Source organism: Corynebacterium pseudodiphtheriticum DSM 44287 (genome assembly GCF_000688415.1).
Taxonomy (GTDB): domain Bacteria; phylum Actinomycetota; class Actinomycetes; order Mycobacteriales; family Mycobacteriaceae; genus Corynebacterium; species Corynebacterium pseudodiphtheriticum.
The window spans coordinates 295,382-313,323 of the sequence record NZ_JIAH01000005.1 but is presented as its reverse complement, the minus strand read 5'-3'; the positions used below and the strand labels follow the sequence as shown (position 1 = coordinate 313,323).

14 protein-coding genes and 1 pseudogene are annotated in these 17,942 nt (G+C 55.4%); 3 read left to right on the top strand and 12 right to left on the bottom strand.

The genetic code is table 11. The annotated features are described in order from the left end of the window. Nucleotides 1-59: 59 nt before the first annotated feature. Complete coding sequence (glmS, locus tag O146_RS0102135; RefSeq protein ID WP_023018990.1) at nt 60-1,931, bottom strand: glutamine--fructose-6-phosphate transaminase (isomerizing); 1,872 nt, start codon at nt 1,929-1,931, stop codon at nt 60-62. A 91-nt stretch (nt 1,932-2,022) separates the two neighbouring features. Here glmS and O146_RS0102130 point away from each other — a divergent pair, with 91 nt between their 5' ends. Continuing rightward, nucleotides 2,023-2,862 carry a dienelactone hydrolase family protein gene (locus O146_RS0102130; protein ID WP_023018989.1) on the top strand — a complete coding sequence of 280 codons (840 nt, stop codon included), beginning with the start codon at nt 2,023-2,025 and terminating at the stop codon, nt 2,860-2,862. 18 nt (nt 2,863-2,880) lie between these two features. On the opposite strand, the gene O146_RS12095 is transcribed toward O146_RS0102130, so the two are convergent. The 4 genes from O146_RS12095 to glmM all read right to left on the bottom strand — a co-directional run bounded on the left by O146_RS12095 (nt 2,881) and on the right by glmM (nt 6,669). Further along, nucleotides 2,881-3,195 (bottom strand): translation initiation factor IF-2, encoded by a 315-nt coding sequence (locus tag O146_RS12095; RefSeq protein ID WP_126849933.1) that lies wholly within the window; start codon nt 3,193-3,195, stop codon nt 2,881-2,883. Further along, nucleotides 3,189-4,856: a hypothetical protein gene (locus tag O146_RS12090; protein WP_051619202.1), complete on the bottom strand. Its 1,668-nt coding sequence runs from the start codon at nt 4,854-4,856 to the stop codon at nt 3,189-3,191. The genes O146_RS12095 and O146_RS12090 overlap by 7 nt, the downstream gene beginning before the upstream one ends. Then, the gene (locus O146_RS10785) at nt 4,853-5,167 is read right to left on the bottom strand and encodes a hypothetical protein (protein ID WP_035000469.1); all 315 of its coding nucleotides are present in this window, start codon (nt 5,165-5,167) and stop codon (nt 4,853-4,855) included. The genes O146_RS12090 and O146_RS10785 overlap by 4 nt, the downstream gene beginning before the upstream one ends. Nucleotides 5,168-5,325: 158 nt before the next feature. Then, entirely contained in the window at nt 5,326-6,669 is a 1,344-nt protein-coding gene (glmM, locus tag O146_RS0102110; RefSeq protein WP_023018986.1) for a phosphoglucosamine mutase, read from the bottom strand. Nucleotides 6,670-6,772: 103 nt separating this feature from the next. On the opposite strand from glmM, the gene O146_RS0102105 reads away from it, so the two are divergent. Both O146_RS0102105 and O146_RS12340 read left to right on the top strand, forming a co-directional pair. Continuing rightward, a complete protein-coding gene (locus O146_RS0102105; RefSeq protein WP_051619201.1) occupies nt 6,773-8,152 on the top strand; it encodes an MFS transporter in 1,380 nt (459 codons plus the stop codon). A gap of 352 nt (nt 8,153-8,504) precedes the next feature. Continuing rightward, a pseudogene (locus tag O146_RS12340) lies at nt 8,505-9,599 on the top strand (IS256 family transposase). A gap of 112 nt (nt 9,600-9,711) precedes the next feature. Here O146_RS12340 and O146_RS0102085 read toward each other — a convergent pair. The 7 genes from O146_RS0102085 to eccCa form a co-directional block, all read right to left on the bottom strand. After that, on the bottom strand, nt 9,712-10,092 hold the full coding sequence (locus O146_RS0102085) for a hypothetical protein (protein ID WP_027017530.1): 381 nt from the start codon (nt 10,090-10,092) through the stop codon (nt 9,712-9,714). A 339-nt stretch (nt 10,093-10,431) separates the two neighbouring features. Next, a complete protein-coding gene (gene rpsI, locus O146_RS0102080) occupies nt 10,432-10,971 on the bottom strand; it encodes a 30S ribosomal protein S9 (protein WP_027017529.1) in 540 nt (179 codons plus the stop codon). Next, entirely contained in the window at nt 10,971-11,414 is a 444-nt protein-coding gene (rplM, locus tag O146_RS0102075; RefSeq protein WP_021351957.1) for a 50S ribosomal protein L13, read from the bottom strand. Before rplM ends, rpsI begins: the two co-directional genes overlap by 1 nt. Before the next feature lie 323 nt (nt 11,415-11,737). Further along, entirely contained in the window at nt 11,738-12,025 is a 288-nt protein-coding gene (locus O146_RS0102070) for a WXG100 family type VII secretion target (protein ID WP_018121609.1), read from the bottom strand. Between the two features lie 91 nt (nt 12,026-12,116). Then, nucleotides 12,117-12,434, bottom strand: a complete 318-nt coding sequence (locus tag O146_RS0102065; protein WP_018121610.1) for a WXG100 family type VII secretion target — start codon at nt 12,432-12,434, stop codon at nt 12,117-12,119. A 148-nt stretch (nt 12,435-12,582) separates the two neighbouring features. Beyond that, complete coding sequence (locus tag O146_RS0102060) at nt 12,583-13,782, bottom strand: type VII secretion-associated protein (RefSeq protein ID WP_027017528.1); 1,200 nt, start codon at nt 13,780-13,782, stop codon at nt 12,583-12,585. Beyond that, nucleotides 13,779-17,876: a type VII secretion protein EccCa gene (gene eccCa / locus O146_RS10775; RefSeq protein WP_244266791.1), complete on the bottom strand. Its 4,098-nt coding sequence runs from the start codon at nt 17,874-17,876 to the stop codon at nt 13,779-13,781. The genes O146_RS0102060 and eccCa overlap by 4 nt, the downstream gene beginning before the upstream one ends. Between the last annotated feature and the right edge of the window lie 66 nt (nt 17,877-17,942).

The following is a 17,942-nucleotide window of genomic DNA, read 5'->3' as shown; positions in this document are numbered from 1 at the left end:
ACTCAGGTTTATACACACCAGATCTATTCCACGGTGCAGGCTTATTCCACTGTGCAGATCTATTCCACGGTGACGGACTTCGCCAAGTTACGTGGCTGGTCGACGTCATAACCTTTTGCTTCAGCCACCGCGCAGGCAAAAATCTGCAGCGGCACGGTGGCCAGCAATGGCTGCATAAGTGTCGGCGACTGCGGGATGCGAATGATGTGGTTAGCGTAATCCTCCACGGCAGTATCGCCTTCCTCGGCAATCACAATAGTTACTGCACCGCGGGCTCGGATCTCCTGGATGTTCGAGACAACCTTAGAATGCAGCACATCGCGTCCACGTGGTGATGGCACAATAACGAAAACCGGCTGGCCTTCTTCTACCAAGGCAATGGGCCCGTGTTTGAGCTCACCTGCAGCGAAACCTTCGGAGTGCAAGTAGGCGATCTCTTTCAGCTTCAACGCACCCTCAAGCGCAACCGGGAAACCGACGTGACGGCCCAAGAACAACACGGTGCGCGCATCGTGCATCTTCTCCGCGATAGATTTCACATCACCCTCAGCATCAATGACCTGCTGAATCTTTTCCGGCATCTGGCGCAGCTCGTTGAGCACGGCATGTACCTCATCAGAGAACATATTGCCGCGCAACTGCGCCAGGTAGAGACCAAACAAATAGGTTGCGGCAATCTTCGCCAGGAAGGCTTTGGTGGAAGCAACCGCAATTTCCGGGCCGGCGTGCGTGTAAAGCGCTGCGTCAGATTCACGCGGGATCGAGGATCCCCGCGTATTCGAAATCGCGATAACCTTGGCCCCTTGCTGGCGGGCGTGGCGCACAGCCATGAGCGTGTCCATAGTTTCACCAGACTGTGACAGGGCAACGACGAGGGTCTTTTCATTGACAATCGGGTCGCGATAACGGAACTCGTGCGCCAATTCAACCTCGGTCGGAATGCGGCACCAGTGTTCAATCGCGTAGCGAGCAACGTGCCCGGCATAAGCTGCGGTGCCGCAGGCAATCACGATGATCTTGTCGACTGATTTCAAAATCGACTCGTCGATGCGCACCTCATCCAACGAGAGCTGGCCATTTTCGTCGAAACGGCCCATCAGGGTATCACGAACCGCAGCGGGCTGGTCATGGATTTCTTTGTCCATGAACGAGGCATAGCCACCCTTTTCTGCGGATTCTGCATCCCACTCCACTTTGAATTCGCGCGGCTCGACGACGTTGCCGTCATAGTCGGTGATCTCGATGTCATCGGCAGTAACAGTAACCACCTGATCATTGTCAATGATCACAGCGTCTTTGGAATAGTCAATAAATCCGGAAACATCAGAGCCCAGGAAATTCTGGCCTTCGCCACGACCAATCAGCAACGGCGAGTCACGACGGGCAGCCACAATCCGGTCAGGTTGATCAACGTGCATGGCCAACAAGGTGAATGCACCCGCAAACCGGCTAGCGGTACGACGCATCGCTTCTGCCAGATCTCCGTTGGCCTCGGTAGCGAAAACGTCGGCAAGCAAGGTGCCAGCGACCTCGGTGTCCGTGTCTGAGACGAAGTTATAGCCTTTGTCTTTTAACTCGCGTTTGATTTCCGCAAAGTTTTCGACGATGCCATTGTGTACGACGGCGACTTTGCCGTTGCCCACCACGTGTGGGTGCGCATTGACGTCACTGGGGCCGCCATGGGTAGCCCAGCGCGTATGACCGATGCCGAGAATGGAATCCGGCAGCGGTCGCTTCTTCAATTCTGCTTCCAGGGAAGCAACTTTGCCAGCTTTTTTACGCCAGGCGATCTGACCGTCTGCATAAACTGCAACACCAGCGGAATCATAGCCGCGGTATTCCAGGCGTGATAGGCCTTCCATCACCACGTCAAGAGCATAAAACTCACGGTCAGCGCCAGGGTGTCCCACATATCCAACGATTCCACACATGAGCTGGATACTACATTACGCAGAAAAATCGTGATGGCGCGCCACCGCTGCATCGTCGCTATACAGGAAGCTATACATTAGGCTGTTCTGTGTGAGTCTTAAAAAGCAGCTAGCAAACGTGTCCAAGCGTGGCCCGCACCGTGTGCTGGTCGGCGATTTAGATTATGCCGGCCTACCCGGCAAAGTTTATGCCCCAGCCGAAGGCAATTCTCTGCCTGCCGTAGCTTTTGGGCATGACTGGCGGATTTCGCTGAAACACTACCGCCATACCCTGCGGCATTTGGCTAGTTGGGGCATTGTAGTGGTCGCACCTGAAACCGAAATGGGTATGTGGCCAGATCACCGAGATTTCGCATCTGATTTAGAAACTTCGTTACAAATTGCTGCCGGCGTGAAACTAGGCCAGGGCAATATCACTGTCAGCCCAAACAAGTTAGGTGTAATCGGCCACGGAATGGGCGGCGGTGCCGCTGTGCTTGCCGCCTTGGAAAATGAAAAGGTGCAATGCGTAGCCGCGCTGTACCCTGCGCAAACCTCACCTTCTTCACAAGACGCAGCTAAATATATTGACAAGCCAGGCTTAATCATCGGCCCAGAAGATACCGATATTTTCTCCGCTGGTAACCCACCGCAGATGGCACAGAACTGGAACGGCCCAGTCTGCTACCGCGCAGTTGATAATGGCAAGCAAGCAACGTTTAGTGAAGACACCCTACGGAAGTTTTTCTTAGGCATTGGCATAGGAAAAGCTTCTGCCGTAGAAACCGCGCGCGGCCTGGTCACTGGCTTTTTGTTGCACCAGCTCAACGGCGACAAGCAATACTCCGATTTTTCTGATCCAGAAGCGGATGGAAAAGGATTCAGCAGCGCTACCGGCGATGAGCTGGAAGAAGAGAAAAAACCCTCTGGGTTGTTGGGCAAGCTGTTCTAATCCAGTAATCCCTCATCTTTAGCCAGGTCCGCGACGCAACACAGATTTCACTTGTCGCGGCCTAGCAGCTCCGGCCGCATCCCGCATGTGGCTTATTCGATTCGCCGTTGGGCTCGCTCGTTTTGTCTGAGCCTGCTGTGGGTTCTGCGGCGAACCGTACTCGCCGCTAGTCCGACCACGCCCCTGCTGCGGACCAGACGGTTTTTTAGCCTGCGTTTCTGCCTGTTTCTCTAAATCTTGCTGGGCTTTTTCTAACTTGTTCTCAAATTCCAGCAGGCGCTTGGCTGTGCGCTCCCGGAATTTTTCAGCGAATTCTTGAAATTCCATTACCATTGTCCCATTCTGTGCGTGTTGCCGCCTGCTTTCTCAGCTTCGTTTTCTCCATCACCTGGCTCATAAGCAGCGGAGTGTTCGGGCTCTGCAGGTGTCTCGGGTTCGGGTTGCGGGGCTGGGGTTGCAGGTTGCGCTGGTTGCACCGGCTCTGGTGCAGGTTCTGGTTTCGACTGCGTCTCCGGTGCTACCTGTGCTGGACCAGAATGGAACTGCTTTTTGTCCACAGAGTGTTCCGGCATTGGTTTTTCAATAACCTCGTCTTTTGGTTCCGGCTCTGGTTTTGGCTCAGGCTCCGGTTGTGGTTCCGGCTTTTCCTCGGGAGGGCAATCTGGTTCCGGCTCTGGTTCTGGTGCGGGTGCGCACTCTGGTTCAGGTAGACGCTCAGGTTCCGGTTCTGGTGCAGTTTCAGTTTCACACGACGTAGAAGGAGCACAAGGCTCAGCAGCTTGCACCGTTTGTGGTTCCTGCGCTGACGAATAGTCAGGCTCTATACCTTTGGGCTCTGACTGGGATGGACCGGCCTCGCAACGAAGCTGCTCCAAACATTCAGTAGCCATTTCTTGCACCAGCTGTGCCCCCATCACTGCCATCCCTAGACCTGCCCGGGCCAATTCACCGACGCATGACTTGGCAACCTCGCAACCAAACTGCACGGAACTAGCCGTATGCGTTGGTGGTGCTGCGGGATCCAGCTGCTCAGGCTCTGGCAGCGGAGTGGGTTGTGGCTCGGGTGCGTTTGGCACGCACTCTGTCCGTAACCGTTCATCGGTGACCTTCTCGGAAACCCCGGACGTTTCGCAGTACTCAGCAGCGGAGCCGCTTGTCCCGGTCAGCCCTAGTTTCTGCTCTGTGGCCGTCTTACCTTCCGCTTGGCCAACTGGGTGACTCGGATGACTTGGTGTCCCAGGTTCGCACGAAGCAGTTGAGATTGGCGGAGCGCCTCCTGGATTTTCCACTACAGAAGTAGATTCTGCAGTTTTTTGTTTGCCGCCTATTGCCGGGCTGGATGCTTCCGACGCCTGCGCTGGTGGGTCGACGAGTTCTTTTTCACATAGCTGCTCACACCTACGCAAAAACTCTTCGTAACAGCCACAGATAGCATCATCTCGATCACCAATCATGCGCATGAACGCCGAGACCGCAGGTTCGATCACCATACTGGCCAACGTTCCCACCATGCCGGTAATCCGCATGATCGGATGCAGGCGCAGCAAACGGGTCACCAACTGAATGATTGGTATCACCGACCCCAGAATCTCTGATAAACCAATTTCTGAACTATCGCGGATATCGTCCACGGCAGTGCCGCAGGACTGAGCATCATCGGCAAACTTCTTGCTCGCTACTTCATCTTCTTCGTGATCCGACTGAAAGTCGCGCAACCTTTCTTCCAGACCACCTCCGGCAAGCTGCATCCCCGAACCGGAAGTCAAGATGTCTAAGACGTAGCTGAATCCATCGCCCTTATCTCGTTTTGCACCAGATGCTGCCGAGGACTGAGCTACCAGTTGCGAAGAATCCAGTCCATCTACCCTGCCAGCAGCTTCCCGCATGGTATCCACGACTCCCACCGGTGGCTGATAACTACCGCCGGATACTACAGAAAGTTCTGCCAAACACTGCTGAAAATCATTAAGTAATCGATTAATCGCTACGCTCATCGAACCCGTCCCACCTGCTGTGCACTAAATGGTGCTGCATTGTGGTCATCTCGGACGCAGAAATTATCGCATTCTACGATGCCCGACTGCGCAGTTTGCTGGCGTCGGTAGATCCGTGCACTCCCCTGCGCATGCACAGCTTCGAGTGCTGCTGCAATACGCGCACCATAATGGCTAAAACCCTGACCAGCAGCCTGAGAGGGATAAACCGGCCGGTCAGCAGCATGCGCGTGCTGGTGCTCATTATCAGCATGAACTACGTGGCGGAATCCCTCACGCAATGCCTCATAGTCAAAATCGACATTAGACATGAAAAACCGCACCTCCTTTTCTCCACTGCAAATCTGGGGGCACGTAATGTGCACTATTTACCCAGAAAGACGAGCAGAATCATCCAACGTTTTCTCTCGCCCATATTGGACTGCAGAAGTAGAGGTGCGGTTCCCGGAGAAATATTTTCGGGGAAGTTTTATACTGCAGAGACCACAGCCGCGAGTTGACCTGCGACTTTCCGTGCAGTTTCTTCTTGTTCTGCTTCCACCATCACCCGGAATAATTCCTCGGTACCAGAAGGCCGTAACAACACACGCCCGCCGTTGCCCAGCTCTTCTTCAGCCTTGGCAATAGCCGCTCGGACGTCGTCGTTGCCCATGATCACAGATTTATCCGAGACCGGAACGTTAATCAGCACCTGCGGAAGCACCGTCATGACCCCAGCAAGTTCTTGTAAGCTCTTGCCGGTTTTGACCATTTGCGACATCAACAGCAAACCAGTCAAAGTGCCGTCACCAGTCGTGCAGTGCTCTGGCAGAACGATGTGCCCGGATTGCTCTCCGCCCAAGGCGAACCCACCGTCATGCAGTGCCTCCACAACGTAACGGTCGCCGACCTTGGTCTGGATCATCTCAATTCCTTGCTGCTCCATAGCCAGGCTCAGTCCGAGATTCGACATGACCGTGGCTACCAACGTGTTGTGGCGAAGGTCAGAGTCATTTTTCATGCCAACGGCCAAAATCGCCATGATCTGATCGCCGTCGACGACATTGCCTTCGGCATCGACAGCCAAGCAGCGATCCGCATCACCGTCGTGCGATAAGGCCAAATCCGCACCATATTCCTTCACGGCTGCCTGTGCCTTCTCGATGTGCGTAGAACCGCAGTCATCATTGATGTTGTAGGCATTAGGCGCGTTGTAAATCGCATCGACGCGAGCCCCAGCTGCCGCATAGGCTTCAGGAGCGATCTTAGAAGCGGCGCCATTTGCACAGTCGACGACAACGTGCAGGCCGCTAAGATCCGTCGCACAAATTTCTTGCAAATGCGTCAGGTATCGTTCGTGTGCATCCGGGGATTCCTCAACCACGCGCCCGATGGCAGAGCCAGTAGGGCCGGACTCCTCTAATACATTCATGCGCGCTTCAATTTCGTCTTCCACGTGATCCGGCAGCTTGCGCCCACCAGCGGAGAAAAATTTGATGCCGTTATCCGGCATCGGGTTGTGCGAAGCAGAAATCATCACGCCCATATCCGCGCCGTAGTCGTCGGTAAGAAACGCCACCGCGGGTGTGGGAAGTACGCCTACGCGCAACACATCCACCCCACGAGAAGCCATGCCTGCAGCCATCGCAGCAGCGAGCATCTCTCCGGAAACACGCGGGTCACGGCCAATGATGGCAGTTGGGCGACGCCCCTGCCTATCGCGTTGCGAAGTCAGTACTTCTGCCGCTGCTGCGCCCAAACGCAGAGCCAGCGGAGCTGTGAGTACCTCATTAGCGTGACCACGGACACCATCGGTTCCAAATAGACGAGTCATGCCCTCAATTATGCACCCTTAGCCAAGATCGCGACCTATCTGCTGGCTTTAGCCCTGAGATCCCCGCGCAGTACAGGCATACCGTTGGAGTAGCCTATAAGCCATGAATTCCTCCTCCAGCTCCGATGGGAAATCTGGCAAGGCCACGGCGAGCGCACAACAACTCACCCGAAGCCAACGGCTTGAGCAACTGCCTTTGACGCGTGCGCACGGAAAACTACTCGGCGGCTCCGGTATTGGTTGGGCACTCGATGCCATGGATGTTGGTCTGATCTCGTTCGTGATGGCCGCGCTCGTCGCCCAGTGGGGACTATCGCCTGGGCAAGCATCGTGGTTGGGCTCCATCGGGTTTGTGGGCATGGCCATTGGCGCTACGCTCGGCGGATTGTTGGCGGATAAATTCGGCCGACGGCAAGTCTTTGCCGCCACGCTGTTGCTTTATGGCTTGGCGACGGGCGCGTCTGCCCTGGCTGGTTCGCTGGCGGTGTTGATCATTTTGCGTTTTATCGTCGGACTCGGTCTGGGTGCAGAACTGCCTGTGGCCTCGACCTACGTGGCCGAATTCGCGCCGCGTTCTATCCGCGGACGCATGGTGGTGATCCTGGAAGCTTTCTGGGCCGTGGGCTGGATTCTCGCTGCGGTGATCGGCACATTCGTGGTGGCTTCTGGCGACAACGGTTGGCGTTGGGCACTGGCGTTAGGATGCATCCCAGCCATCTATGGCCTGGTGATCCGAATGGCACTGCCAGAATCCGTGCGCTACTTGGAAAGCCGCGGGAAAACACGCGAAGCCGAAAAAGTAGTGCAGGAATTTGAGGATTCCCCACGGCTGAAATGGCAAGCCAAGCGCTTGCCCAAGCGTACCGACGACGTCCAAGAAAACGCCGGGGTGCGGGGTGGAAAATCCATTTGGTCGCCATCTTTGCGGTCGCGTACCCGCAACCTATGGATCATCTGGTTCTGCATCAACTTGTCGTATTATGGCGCCTTTATTTGGATTCCGTCACTGCTTCATGAACAAGGCTTTAGCCTGGTGAAATCTTTCGGATTCACGCTGATTATCACCTTGGCACAGCTTCCCGGCTATGCGGTAGCGGCTTGGTTGATTGAACGTTGGGGCAGGCGGGCAACCTTGGCGACGTTTTTAGCGGGTTCCGCTGCGGCAGCTGGGTTGTATGGTTTCAGCTCCACCGAAGCGACGATCATTATCGCAGGATGCTTACTCAGTTTCTTTAACTTGGGTGCCTGGGGCGCGCTGTACGCGATTGGGCCGGAGCTCTACCCGACGGCGCTGCGCGGGACAGGAACTGGTGCCGCTGCTGGGTTCGGCCGCCTAGCATCGATCCTAGCTCCGCTGTTGGTGCCGGTTGTTCTGAATCTCAGCGGGCAAGGCTTGTTATTCGCGTTGTTCGGGCTGAGCTTCGCAATCGCTGCCGTTGCTGCATTCCAGCTCCCGGAACAAAAAGGTAAGCAACTGCGGTAAGTAAATTAAAGAAATGTGGATAATATGTGGTTTCCTCTGTTAGTCGTAGCGAGTGCAGCAATATTGTCTGGTAGTGCTGCGTATTCTGCAGGGAAGCAAAACCCTAAGCACCCATCGGTAGAAAGACCATCAAAAATAGGCGTATGCTCATTTTGCATAGCTACGATTTTTTACCTCACTTCAGCGTTTTACCTCTTCCAAGGACATATGGCGCCCGCAATAGGCCTTGGATTCGCGGGACTAGTTACGTTTGCGATTGGCTACAGTGCGACAAACTGAAGTGTCCCAAGTTTTGTTGAGGGTGTCAGGAAGTTTGTGTGTGAGGCTCGATCTAAAAGGAGTTTCACCGATAATGACTACCGTGTCACCGAAGAAAAGCCATGACCCGACAAGGGTCACCGAAATCAGCAAGAAGCTCATGAAAAACCCTCAAGCTCGCCAGCCTGATAAGCGAGCTAACAACGTCCACAGATGACGCCAGCGAACTGGTCAAAGGCCTGCTGCAGGCATCGATCAACGCTGGTCTGCAGGCAGAGATGGATGCACATTTGGGCTATAGCCATTCCGACCGCAAGGCCAAAGCCCAGGTGGAAACCGCACAGAGCAGCAATCACCGCAACGGGGCGTAGACCAAGACCGTCAATTCTAGGTATGGCAAAACCGCCAATATGATGAGTTTTACCCCGTGATCTTCCTCGACGCGTTACGAGTGAAAACCCGTGATGGTCACCGCGTGATCAACAAGGCCTGCTACATGGCGGTCGGTGGTGACATCGACGGCATCAAGCACATCCTGGGATTATGGATCGATGACAGCGAAGATGCTGCATTCTGGGCATCAGTGTGCACAGATTTGGCTAACCGTGGCGTTAACGACGTGTTCATCGTGTGCTGCGACGGGCTCAAAGGCCTTCCAGAAGCAGTAGAGGCAACCTGGCCGAATTCTATGGTGCAGACTTGTATTGTGCACCTGATTCGGGCTGCGAATCGGTGGGTGTCCTACCAGGACCGCAAAGCAGTCTCCCGCTAACGAGGACACCGCACGTACCAGCCTGGATGCTTTTAAAGCCAGTGAACTTGGCCGGAAATACCCCCAGTCGGTCAAAGTCTGGCGCGACGCATGGGAGCGGCTCGCGGCCGTTTCTGCAGTTCCCGCCAGCAGCGCTGCGAGTGCTCTACACCACCAACTCGATCGAATCGCTCAACGCTTAAACTGCGTAAAGCTACCCGTAACCGGGGTTAATTCCCGAACGATACTGCCGCACTAAAGACGCTGTGGCTGATGATCTGCAACATCGAAGACAAGCGTGCTGCCCAGCAAGCGAAGAAAGCCAAGTGCGAGATCGAATGCAACGGCTATATTGAAGGAGCGAAAGCCACCGGGTGGAAACAATCCATTAACCAACTAGCCGTGGCTTACCCGGATCAATTCGCGGACTATTTGTAAACCAAAGCCCCGCACACAAAAAATCAGATACCCTCGCTAGGCCCAGACATCGGTACCGTTGAAACTCGCCAAGTATCCTCAGCAAACATTCATAATAGTACAACTTATTCAGTTAGCTATTAACTAGCGATATACTAAATACTGCTATCATTCCAAGCACAGCCGTCGTCGCTGCAAATAAATTCTGTTCTGGCCCAAGTTGACTGATAATGAAGAACAGAAATGGCAAGCTAACGGTTACAAGCCTTTTCGGCAAAGGCATTTTCTGTGCATTCACCTCTTGATGTGCATACACAAGATTTTTACGAGACAGTCTCTCCCACCCCAGCCATAATAAGAGAATGGCTATAACCACTAAAAAGCTTGCCAACATGTTTCGATACGTAGCAAAAAATAAAAATAGACCAAAAAGCGAGGATATAGCAAGTAAAACCAGTACGTATAATACCCTCGGAAAAGTAATTTTTTCAGTCGCACGGGTGCCATCAGTCATGAAATCGGATGCCTTTCTGAAGAAAGAACTTCTATGCTCATGCAATGGAAGAGTTTACCCTCTCGCATTACGACAAACTCGCTTTTTCGCTTCTTCACATCCGAACATTGCAATCAGCGCTAAAACCCCTCCACAGGCTATTCTTGCTACTACGCTTAAACCAGTAGCCCGCAAATGATAGCACCACCCACTCCTCCACCCTCGTCGTTGGCCTCCGCGTTCTAAATAGCAAATAAGCCGCCGCTTCCGAATTGGAAGCGACGGCTTGGCTTTTCTCGCGGCCCGTGCACCGCAGGGTGCGCCGGGCGGACAACGAGATAGAAAAGCGTAAAAGAAAATTTAACGCTTGGAGTACTGCGGGGCACGACGTGCCTTGTGCAGACCAACCTTCTTACGCTCAACGGCACGAGCATCACGGGTGAGCAGGCCAGCCTTCTTCAGCTGGTCACGCTCAGCAGGGTTGTAAACGTTCAGTGCGCGGGCAATAGCCAGACGCAGTGCACCGGACTGACCGGTTGGGCCACCGCCGTGAAGGGTAACCTTGATGTCGAACTGGTTCTCTCGCTCGAGCAAAGTCAGCGGGGTCATAATGTCCTGCTGGTGCAGCTTAGATGGGAAGTAATCCTCGAAGCTACGACCATTAACAACAATCTGGCCAGAACCTTCCACCAGGCGTACACGAGCGACGGCGCGCTTACGGCGACCGACGGTCTGGATTGGGCCCTCGTGGATTTCTGGAGCAGCGGTTTCTACCTCGTCGGAAACCTCCGGAGCCAGGGAATCACCAATGGTGTTGGTGAACTGCTCGGTAGCTGCGGTTGCAGCAGCAATGTCGGAAGCGTCAGCGACGGTGTTTTCTTCAAAGTTCTGATCAGTCATTACTGTGCCACCTGCTTAAATTCGAATTTTTCTGGCTTCTGGCCACCATATGGGTGCTCGGAACCAGCGAAAACGTGGAGCTTCTTGATGGATTCACCGGAAAGCTTGTTGTGCGGCATCATGCCACGGATAGCTTCTTCGACGGTGCGCTCCGGGTGGTTATCCAGCGACTGACCAAGGGTCATGGTCTTCAGACCACCTGGGTAGCCGGAGTGACGGTAGCGCATCTCACGCTCACGCTTGTTAGCGGAGATGTGAACCTTGTCAGCGTTAACGATGATGACATGATCGCCGGTATCAACGTTTGGTGCGAACTGTGGCTTGTGCTTACCGCGCAAGACGTCTGCGACGGTGGAAGCAAGCTTACCCAGCACCACGTCGGTGGCGTCGATGACATACCACTTGCGGGTAATGTCACCACTTTTTGGGTGGAATGTAGACACAATGACTCCTTGAAAGTCTGTCTTGGACTGCCGGCCAACTTCTATCGAATGCCTCAGCACTACCCCACAGCGGCCGGTGGAGACCTGCAGGTAGCGTTGCCGTCTCACATAATGATTACGTCAAGAAAACACCTGTTGCATTTTCTGACGAAATCGCTTATGAGCCAGCAGGGCACACAGCTAGATAACTCTACTGGAAACGCACAGCTATAACAACCTGTGCAACGACCCTGAGAATCCAAGCCCTAACCGCACAGAAAAACACTCCCGCAGCAAATACGGGAGTGCAGCAGACGAAAAGAGACTTGGATTTAGACCAGCCGTTAGCTCCAGGAAGCTGCAGCTGCGCGGTTGACATCACTCATGGCGTCATTGCCAGAAGTCACCGTGCGCGAGATTGTCGCCAAGACCTGGTTGAGTTCTGCCGCTGCCTGGTCCCAACGGGCCTGCGCTTCCTGATAAGCAATGCTTGATTCGCCTTCCCAGGTCGAAACCATCGGCTGCAGCTGTGCTTTCAAGTCATCGAGCTGCCCATTGATACGAGCCGAGGTGGAATTGATATCTGCCGCAGCAGCCTGGATGGCACCGAATTGGTATTTGATCTGTGACATTGAATTTTCGCCTTTCTCTGTTTCCGTGATGCTCACGGAGTTTCTGATAACGTGCTCACGCAATAGCACTCATGGTTGCAGCAGGCTGGCGTTAGAGAGCCAGGCCTCCGCCACCAACGTTGTTGAACGCCTGCGCGTTTTGCGCTTCCATGTCGTCAAAGTGGTGCGCGTTATTACGGATATTGTCGCTGATAGAGGCCAGCGCATTCTGTAGTTCGTTTGCCGACTGTTGATAACGCTGCATCAGGTTGTCAAACGAGACCTGTGCCGCGCCCTGCCAATTAGCACGTACCCCATCGACTGTGCCCTGCAGGCGCGTTAACTCAGACTGCACCTCATTGTTGACGGTATCTACACGGCCTGCGGTTGCGACCATGACATCTGCTTCGGTGGCAAATTGTTGTGCCATAAAAAATCCCCTCCCCGGATTAGAAGTCTAAAAAAATTTTGCCCGAACGATAAGAGATCCCGGCATCCTGCCGTCGTCATCTCATCGCTCTCATTGTCATTGGACTGCGTATAACCGACTGTGGTTCCCAATACAAGCAAATAATTTTTTAAATTCGTTCTAAACTCCCGACGACCAGCTCACATGCCTGCTTGTGTTCTGCTGTTGCTGTGTGCCTACTGTGACACCCGACGGTCAACTGCTGGTTTTCTTCCACCCAACTAGTCCAGGCAATACGCGATCCATCACCCGGGTTTTCCACATAACGAACTTGTTCGCGTGGTTCGTGTTCACGGCGCCCTTCTTGCAAGTCCGGGCTGCTGACAACCGTCTGCATGATGTCAGTCAACACCTCATCATGATTGATCTGAGCTGCGGCGTCGTCATGCAACTGATCGGCAGTGACATAAATGCGTAAATTCGGGTCCTCCCCCGTCGCAGCAAACACCCCGGGTTGTGAACTATCACCAATAGCAAAACCACGTGGTGTGACCAGCCGCATCCCAGAATGCTCGTGCACCATTTGGGGCCTTTCCGCAGGACGCAGAGAAGCGGCACTCTCGCCAACACCAGCCGACTCAACGTCAGTAGTCTCAGCATCAGGAGTCTCAACGTCAGTGGTCTCGGAGTCAGTGGTCTCGGCAGAGCCAGCACCACCGGCACTATCAGCAGTGATCACTGCATTTACCTCATCGACACCAACAGCACCGCCATAGCGATCCAATACCCACCACCCAGACAAACCAGTCACCGCTATACCCGCAGCCACCAAAATTTGAAACGGGCTGGGCCGCCAACCAGCCTTCGCGTGCCGACGACGCTTCGGCTTACGCGCAATCAGCTGCACAAAATTCGACCCCACCGACTGGTTTTCCGTAGCACGCTGGCTCACCCCGGCGCGGGCAGCAGCGAAAGCATCCTCGTCGCTGTGCATCGGGGCGGAGTGCGCAGCATCCGTAACATGCGAAGCGTTGTCCGGTTCTGCAGCAACGGCTCCAACGTCGTCGGCAAGCACCCGCACGCCATGTTGGGTGAGTACGCGGGCGAAATCGTCGTAAACTTCGGCATCAGCCGCAAAAATTTCTACATCGATTTGTGGCCATTCTTCTTCAGCCATTGCCTCAGTCTGTTCCAACACGGCAGATACCGTCCATCCCTCGGTAATTCCGCGTGCGGGAAGGTCGTAGCGCACGATAGTCTCATCAGTGCCCGCGATACCGAAGACGGTGGCATCATCGTAGAAATATACCGAGACCTGCGCCCCGGAATGCTGTGGCTGACTTTCTGTCTCGTAGTCTGCTCGGATCATGACTCCACCTCTAAATCAGCAGCGGAGCTTACATTCGTGGTTGCCAATCCATTCACGGGTACAGATTGCGACTCAATTTCAGGCCCGTCTGCAGAGGAAGCAGGCCCCGGCACGGCAACGTGACAAGTGCCGACCGTCGAACCGTCGTCGTGCCAAATACCCCGCCCTGGGAGTGGTCCGCTGGAAGGTTGCGGCGCTGGTTTAATACCGAAGAAAGGGCCGTCGTCTTTATCTGCGCCCAAAACCACGACGCATGGTTGTGAATCGCGGATCGCGCTGAGCACCGGCCCGAAGGCAGCACGATTAAACCCACCAGCCTTCCGCGCAACCACCAAGTGCATGCCAATATCCCGAGCGTGTGGGATCAGTTCGATCAGCGGGTGCAGCACATTATCGGCAACCAAGTCATAGTCATCGATAACCAGGTAGATCTCTGGGCCGTCCCACCAGTCACGACGGGCAAGTTGTTCCGGGGAAATATCAGCCGAAGGCAGGCGCTGGCGCAGCGTAGTCACGGCATCGGCCAGAACTTTTTCTGTCTGCGGTGCGGAATGCGAATAGGCCGCCAGCATGTCTTGATCGATCGTTCCCAGGTGTGCGCGCCGGTGGTCAATCGCGACCATCCGCGCCTGCTCGCGGCCTAAGTCACTAATGCCAGCCATGACGGTGCGCAGCGTGGTGGTTTTACCCATTCCGCGCGCAGCCACACACAAGAAGTGATCGCTTGTCGACGGATCCCAGGCCAACGTCGACAGCCTCGGACCTCCCACCGCAACTGGCAAGCCGGGCACTGCAGCGGTGCCGGAGGGGTCGGCGTCGGCAAGCGTGCCAGCGGCTGTAAGTTCTGTGCGCTCGATCTTCTCCGGCAGCACTCGCAGCGCAGCAACCGGCTCGTCGCCACGCTCAGCGCTGACCGCAGCGATATGTGCCAGGTCTTGATTCGAGCTTTGCGCAATCAGCAAGTATTTCTTGTCGACGCTCAGTCCGCGCCCCGGAAGCGCCGGCAGTTTGTCTTGCATCTTGCGATCACACAGCGAATCCATGGATTCTGCGAGTTTCAGCTCCAGGCGTGTGCCGATGAGATCGCGGATCGCCGGGCGCAGCGTATTCCACCGCGGGGTCGCAACCAGTAGATGAATTCCAGCACTCGGACCATCGGCGGCAATTTGGGTAATTGGTTCAGCGAGGTCCTCGAACTCCGCGGTAGAGGTACCGATATTGTGCCAACCGTCGACCACCAGAAAAGTCTGCTGCTGGGTTTTCACTGTGCTGTGGGCTTGGGTGTTATCACTGAGCAGACCAGAGACTTCGTCAACGACACGACGAATACGTTCTGGCTGATGACGTCCAGCGACCCCGGCCACGTGCGGCAGCCGCGACAAGGTTTCTAGTTGTCCACCACCAAGATCGATGACATAAAAACGTGCCTCCGCGGTGGAATGGGTCGCAGCTAGCGACGCCACCATAGTGCGCAAGGCGGTTGATTTACCCATTTGCGGACCGCCGCACAATGCGACGTGGCCACCGTGGGCTGAGAAATCAATCTCCAACAAATCTTGGCGCTGGTGATACGGCTGGTCGATAATTCCGATGCCCGCGGTAAGGTGTGCGCTGCGTTCTGCTACGCTGGCCAGCTCAATGGATTTCGGCAACGGCGGTAACCAAATTTGGTGTGCCTCCTGGCCCCTAGTGCGCGCCGTGGCCACAGCAGCATCAACCACGGCGTCCATGGTGGTACCCGCGGGCTCACTGGCGACGGCAAGTGTGTCCATATTCGTTGGTTCTGCCGCATCGGCAGGTTCCAGTGCATCGGCAGCTTCCACGTCTCCGGCAGATTTCAATTCGCCTGCGGGATCAGCAATCGGATCGCGTTCTGATGCCAACGGCTGGTCAATATCAGCCCAGCAAGAAAATTCAATAACCTGCGCATCAGCAGTTTCCTGCTCGAGTTCACCAGCTCCCGAACGGCCCAACCTGGCGGTTGTTCCGGAACCAGCTGTTGCCGGAACCTCCAACGGGCCAGAAACATACGCCGCCTGGAAACGCTGCAACTCTTCCGCATCAGTTTTCACATACCCCGCACCAGGTTGGCCAGGCAAATGATAGGCGTCAGCACTACCCAACACCTGACGTGATTCCATCGCCGAAAATGTCTTTAGGCCGATGCGATACGACAAGTGGGAATCCAGCCCCCGCAACCGGCCTTCTTCCAACCGCTGCGAAGCCAACAACAAATGCACATGCAATGAACGCCCCAGCCTCCCAATAGCCACGAACAGGTCAGCGAAATCTGGGAACTGCCCAAGTAACTCAGAAAATTCGTCGACGATGATCACCAGAGCAGGCAACGGCTCCAGATCATCCCGGCCACTCCGGCGCGCCTGGTTATATTCACCGACGTTGGCGAAATTCCCGGCCTTACGCAGTACCTCCTGCCGCCGGTTCATCTCTCCGGACAGGGCGTCGAACATGCGGTCCACCAGCACGGCTTCATCTTCCAGGTTGGTGATCACGGCAGAGGTATGCGGCAAAGAGTCCAACCCCAAGAAAGTCGCGCCACCTTTGAAATCAACCAACACGAAATTGAGTTCTTCCGGGCTGTGGGTGGCAGCCAATGCTGTGACCAGTGTTCGCAACAACTCGGATTTTCCGGACCCGGTGGCGCCAATGCATAAACCGTGCGGCCCCATGCCACCGTGGGCAGATTCCTTCAAATCCAGTTGCACCGGGGTCTTATCTGGCCCGAGACCGATCGGCACGGTCAGGCGGCGGTCATCGCGTTCACGTTCTGGCCACATTGTGGAATTATCCAACTGCCGCAGATCATCGATGCCGAGCAGTGAGCCCATCTCATTGCGCGTGGTCTCTCCGGCGCTGCCTGTGGCATAAGGCCGGGAATATTTCGCCAGACCTTTCGCTAATGCATACAGCTGACCGTCGGCAAGCCCATCGGCTAACCCAAGATTTTCCAAGCCGGCTTCTGTTTGCACCGCCAGTTCGTCGTCGGCAAACAGCAATAGGCCTTCCATTTCGGCACGGATCCCCAGCGCAGTGGTGCTCCGCGAGTTGATGTCGATAATGGTGGTCCACTCATCGTCGACCAAAAAATCCTCAGTTCCGGTGGTCGGCACGTCGTCAACCAGCAGAATTCGATACTGCGCATCTTCTGGCCTGCGAGTATGTGGTAGCCACTTCAGCCATTCCCAGTTCTGTGCTGTGCTGTTGTCCACCACACTGATGCCAACGGTTTCCGGGCCGTGGTGAACAACCAACTGCGCCAGCAGCGCACGAGCCAGTGCGCGCGCCCGAATACCTGATACCCCAATGCAGCCAAAAGCCTGCAACTGGACGACGATGGGCAGCTCCGCAACCTGCGAGACCTGGTCAACCGTACGACGTACGCTCACCGCACACACCGGATCCAGATCTTCCGGAGCACCCGATTCGCTGACTTCCACCGGGGTGCACAGCTCCGCTTCGCCGAGTCCAAGCCGCACCTGCAACACATCGTCGTCATCGCCAGCGCGCTCCCACAGCCGTCTAGTGCTCAGCCGTGCGTGCAGATCCTCCGGGTGCGGATGGCGGGCCAACTGGTGTGCACGCTGTTTATCGGCATTGTTTTCTGCTTTATCCCGGATGACATCCAAGTGGCGCAGATAGGTCCGCCGCGTATCGTCGGCGTCGGCCTGCTGGCCCTGCGGCATGAACATCATGCCCATCGACATCACCATCATCAGCGGAAAGATCAGCAGCATCGGTGACATGCCCACCCCACTGACCGAACCGCCACCGAAGAACATCACGCCGACCAGTAGCACCAGTACCGCGATCATCACCACCGGCAACAGAATCCGCAGCATGGGCACTGCTTGTGGTTTTTGTGCAGCCGGAACCGCGTCGACACGCAGACTGCCCTGCGGTAACGGCGGCAACGGATCACGCTGGGCTTGCGTTATTGGCTCCACCGTAAACTCTTGCGGGCCTATTGTGGGTTGCCGAGTGCCCACGGCAGCCGCAACAGCATTATCACTGGCTGCTTGGTTAATGGCAGCTGTGTTACTTGCTTCCGTGGTTGTCGGATACGCAGAATTCATAACCCCTCCCCGAATTATGTCTCTCCCCCGATCATTAGACACAGACCACATTGTAGGTCACAATTG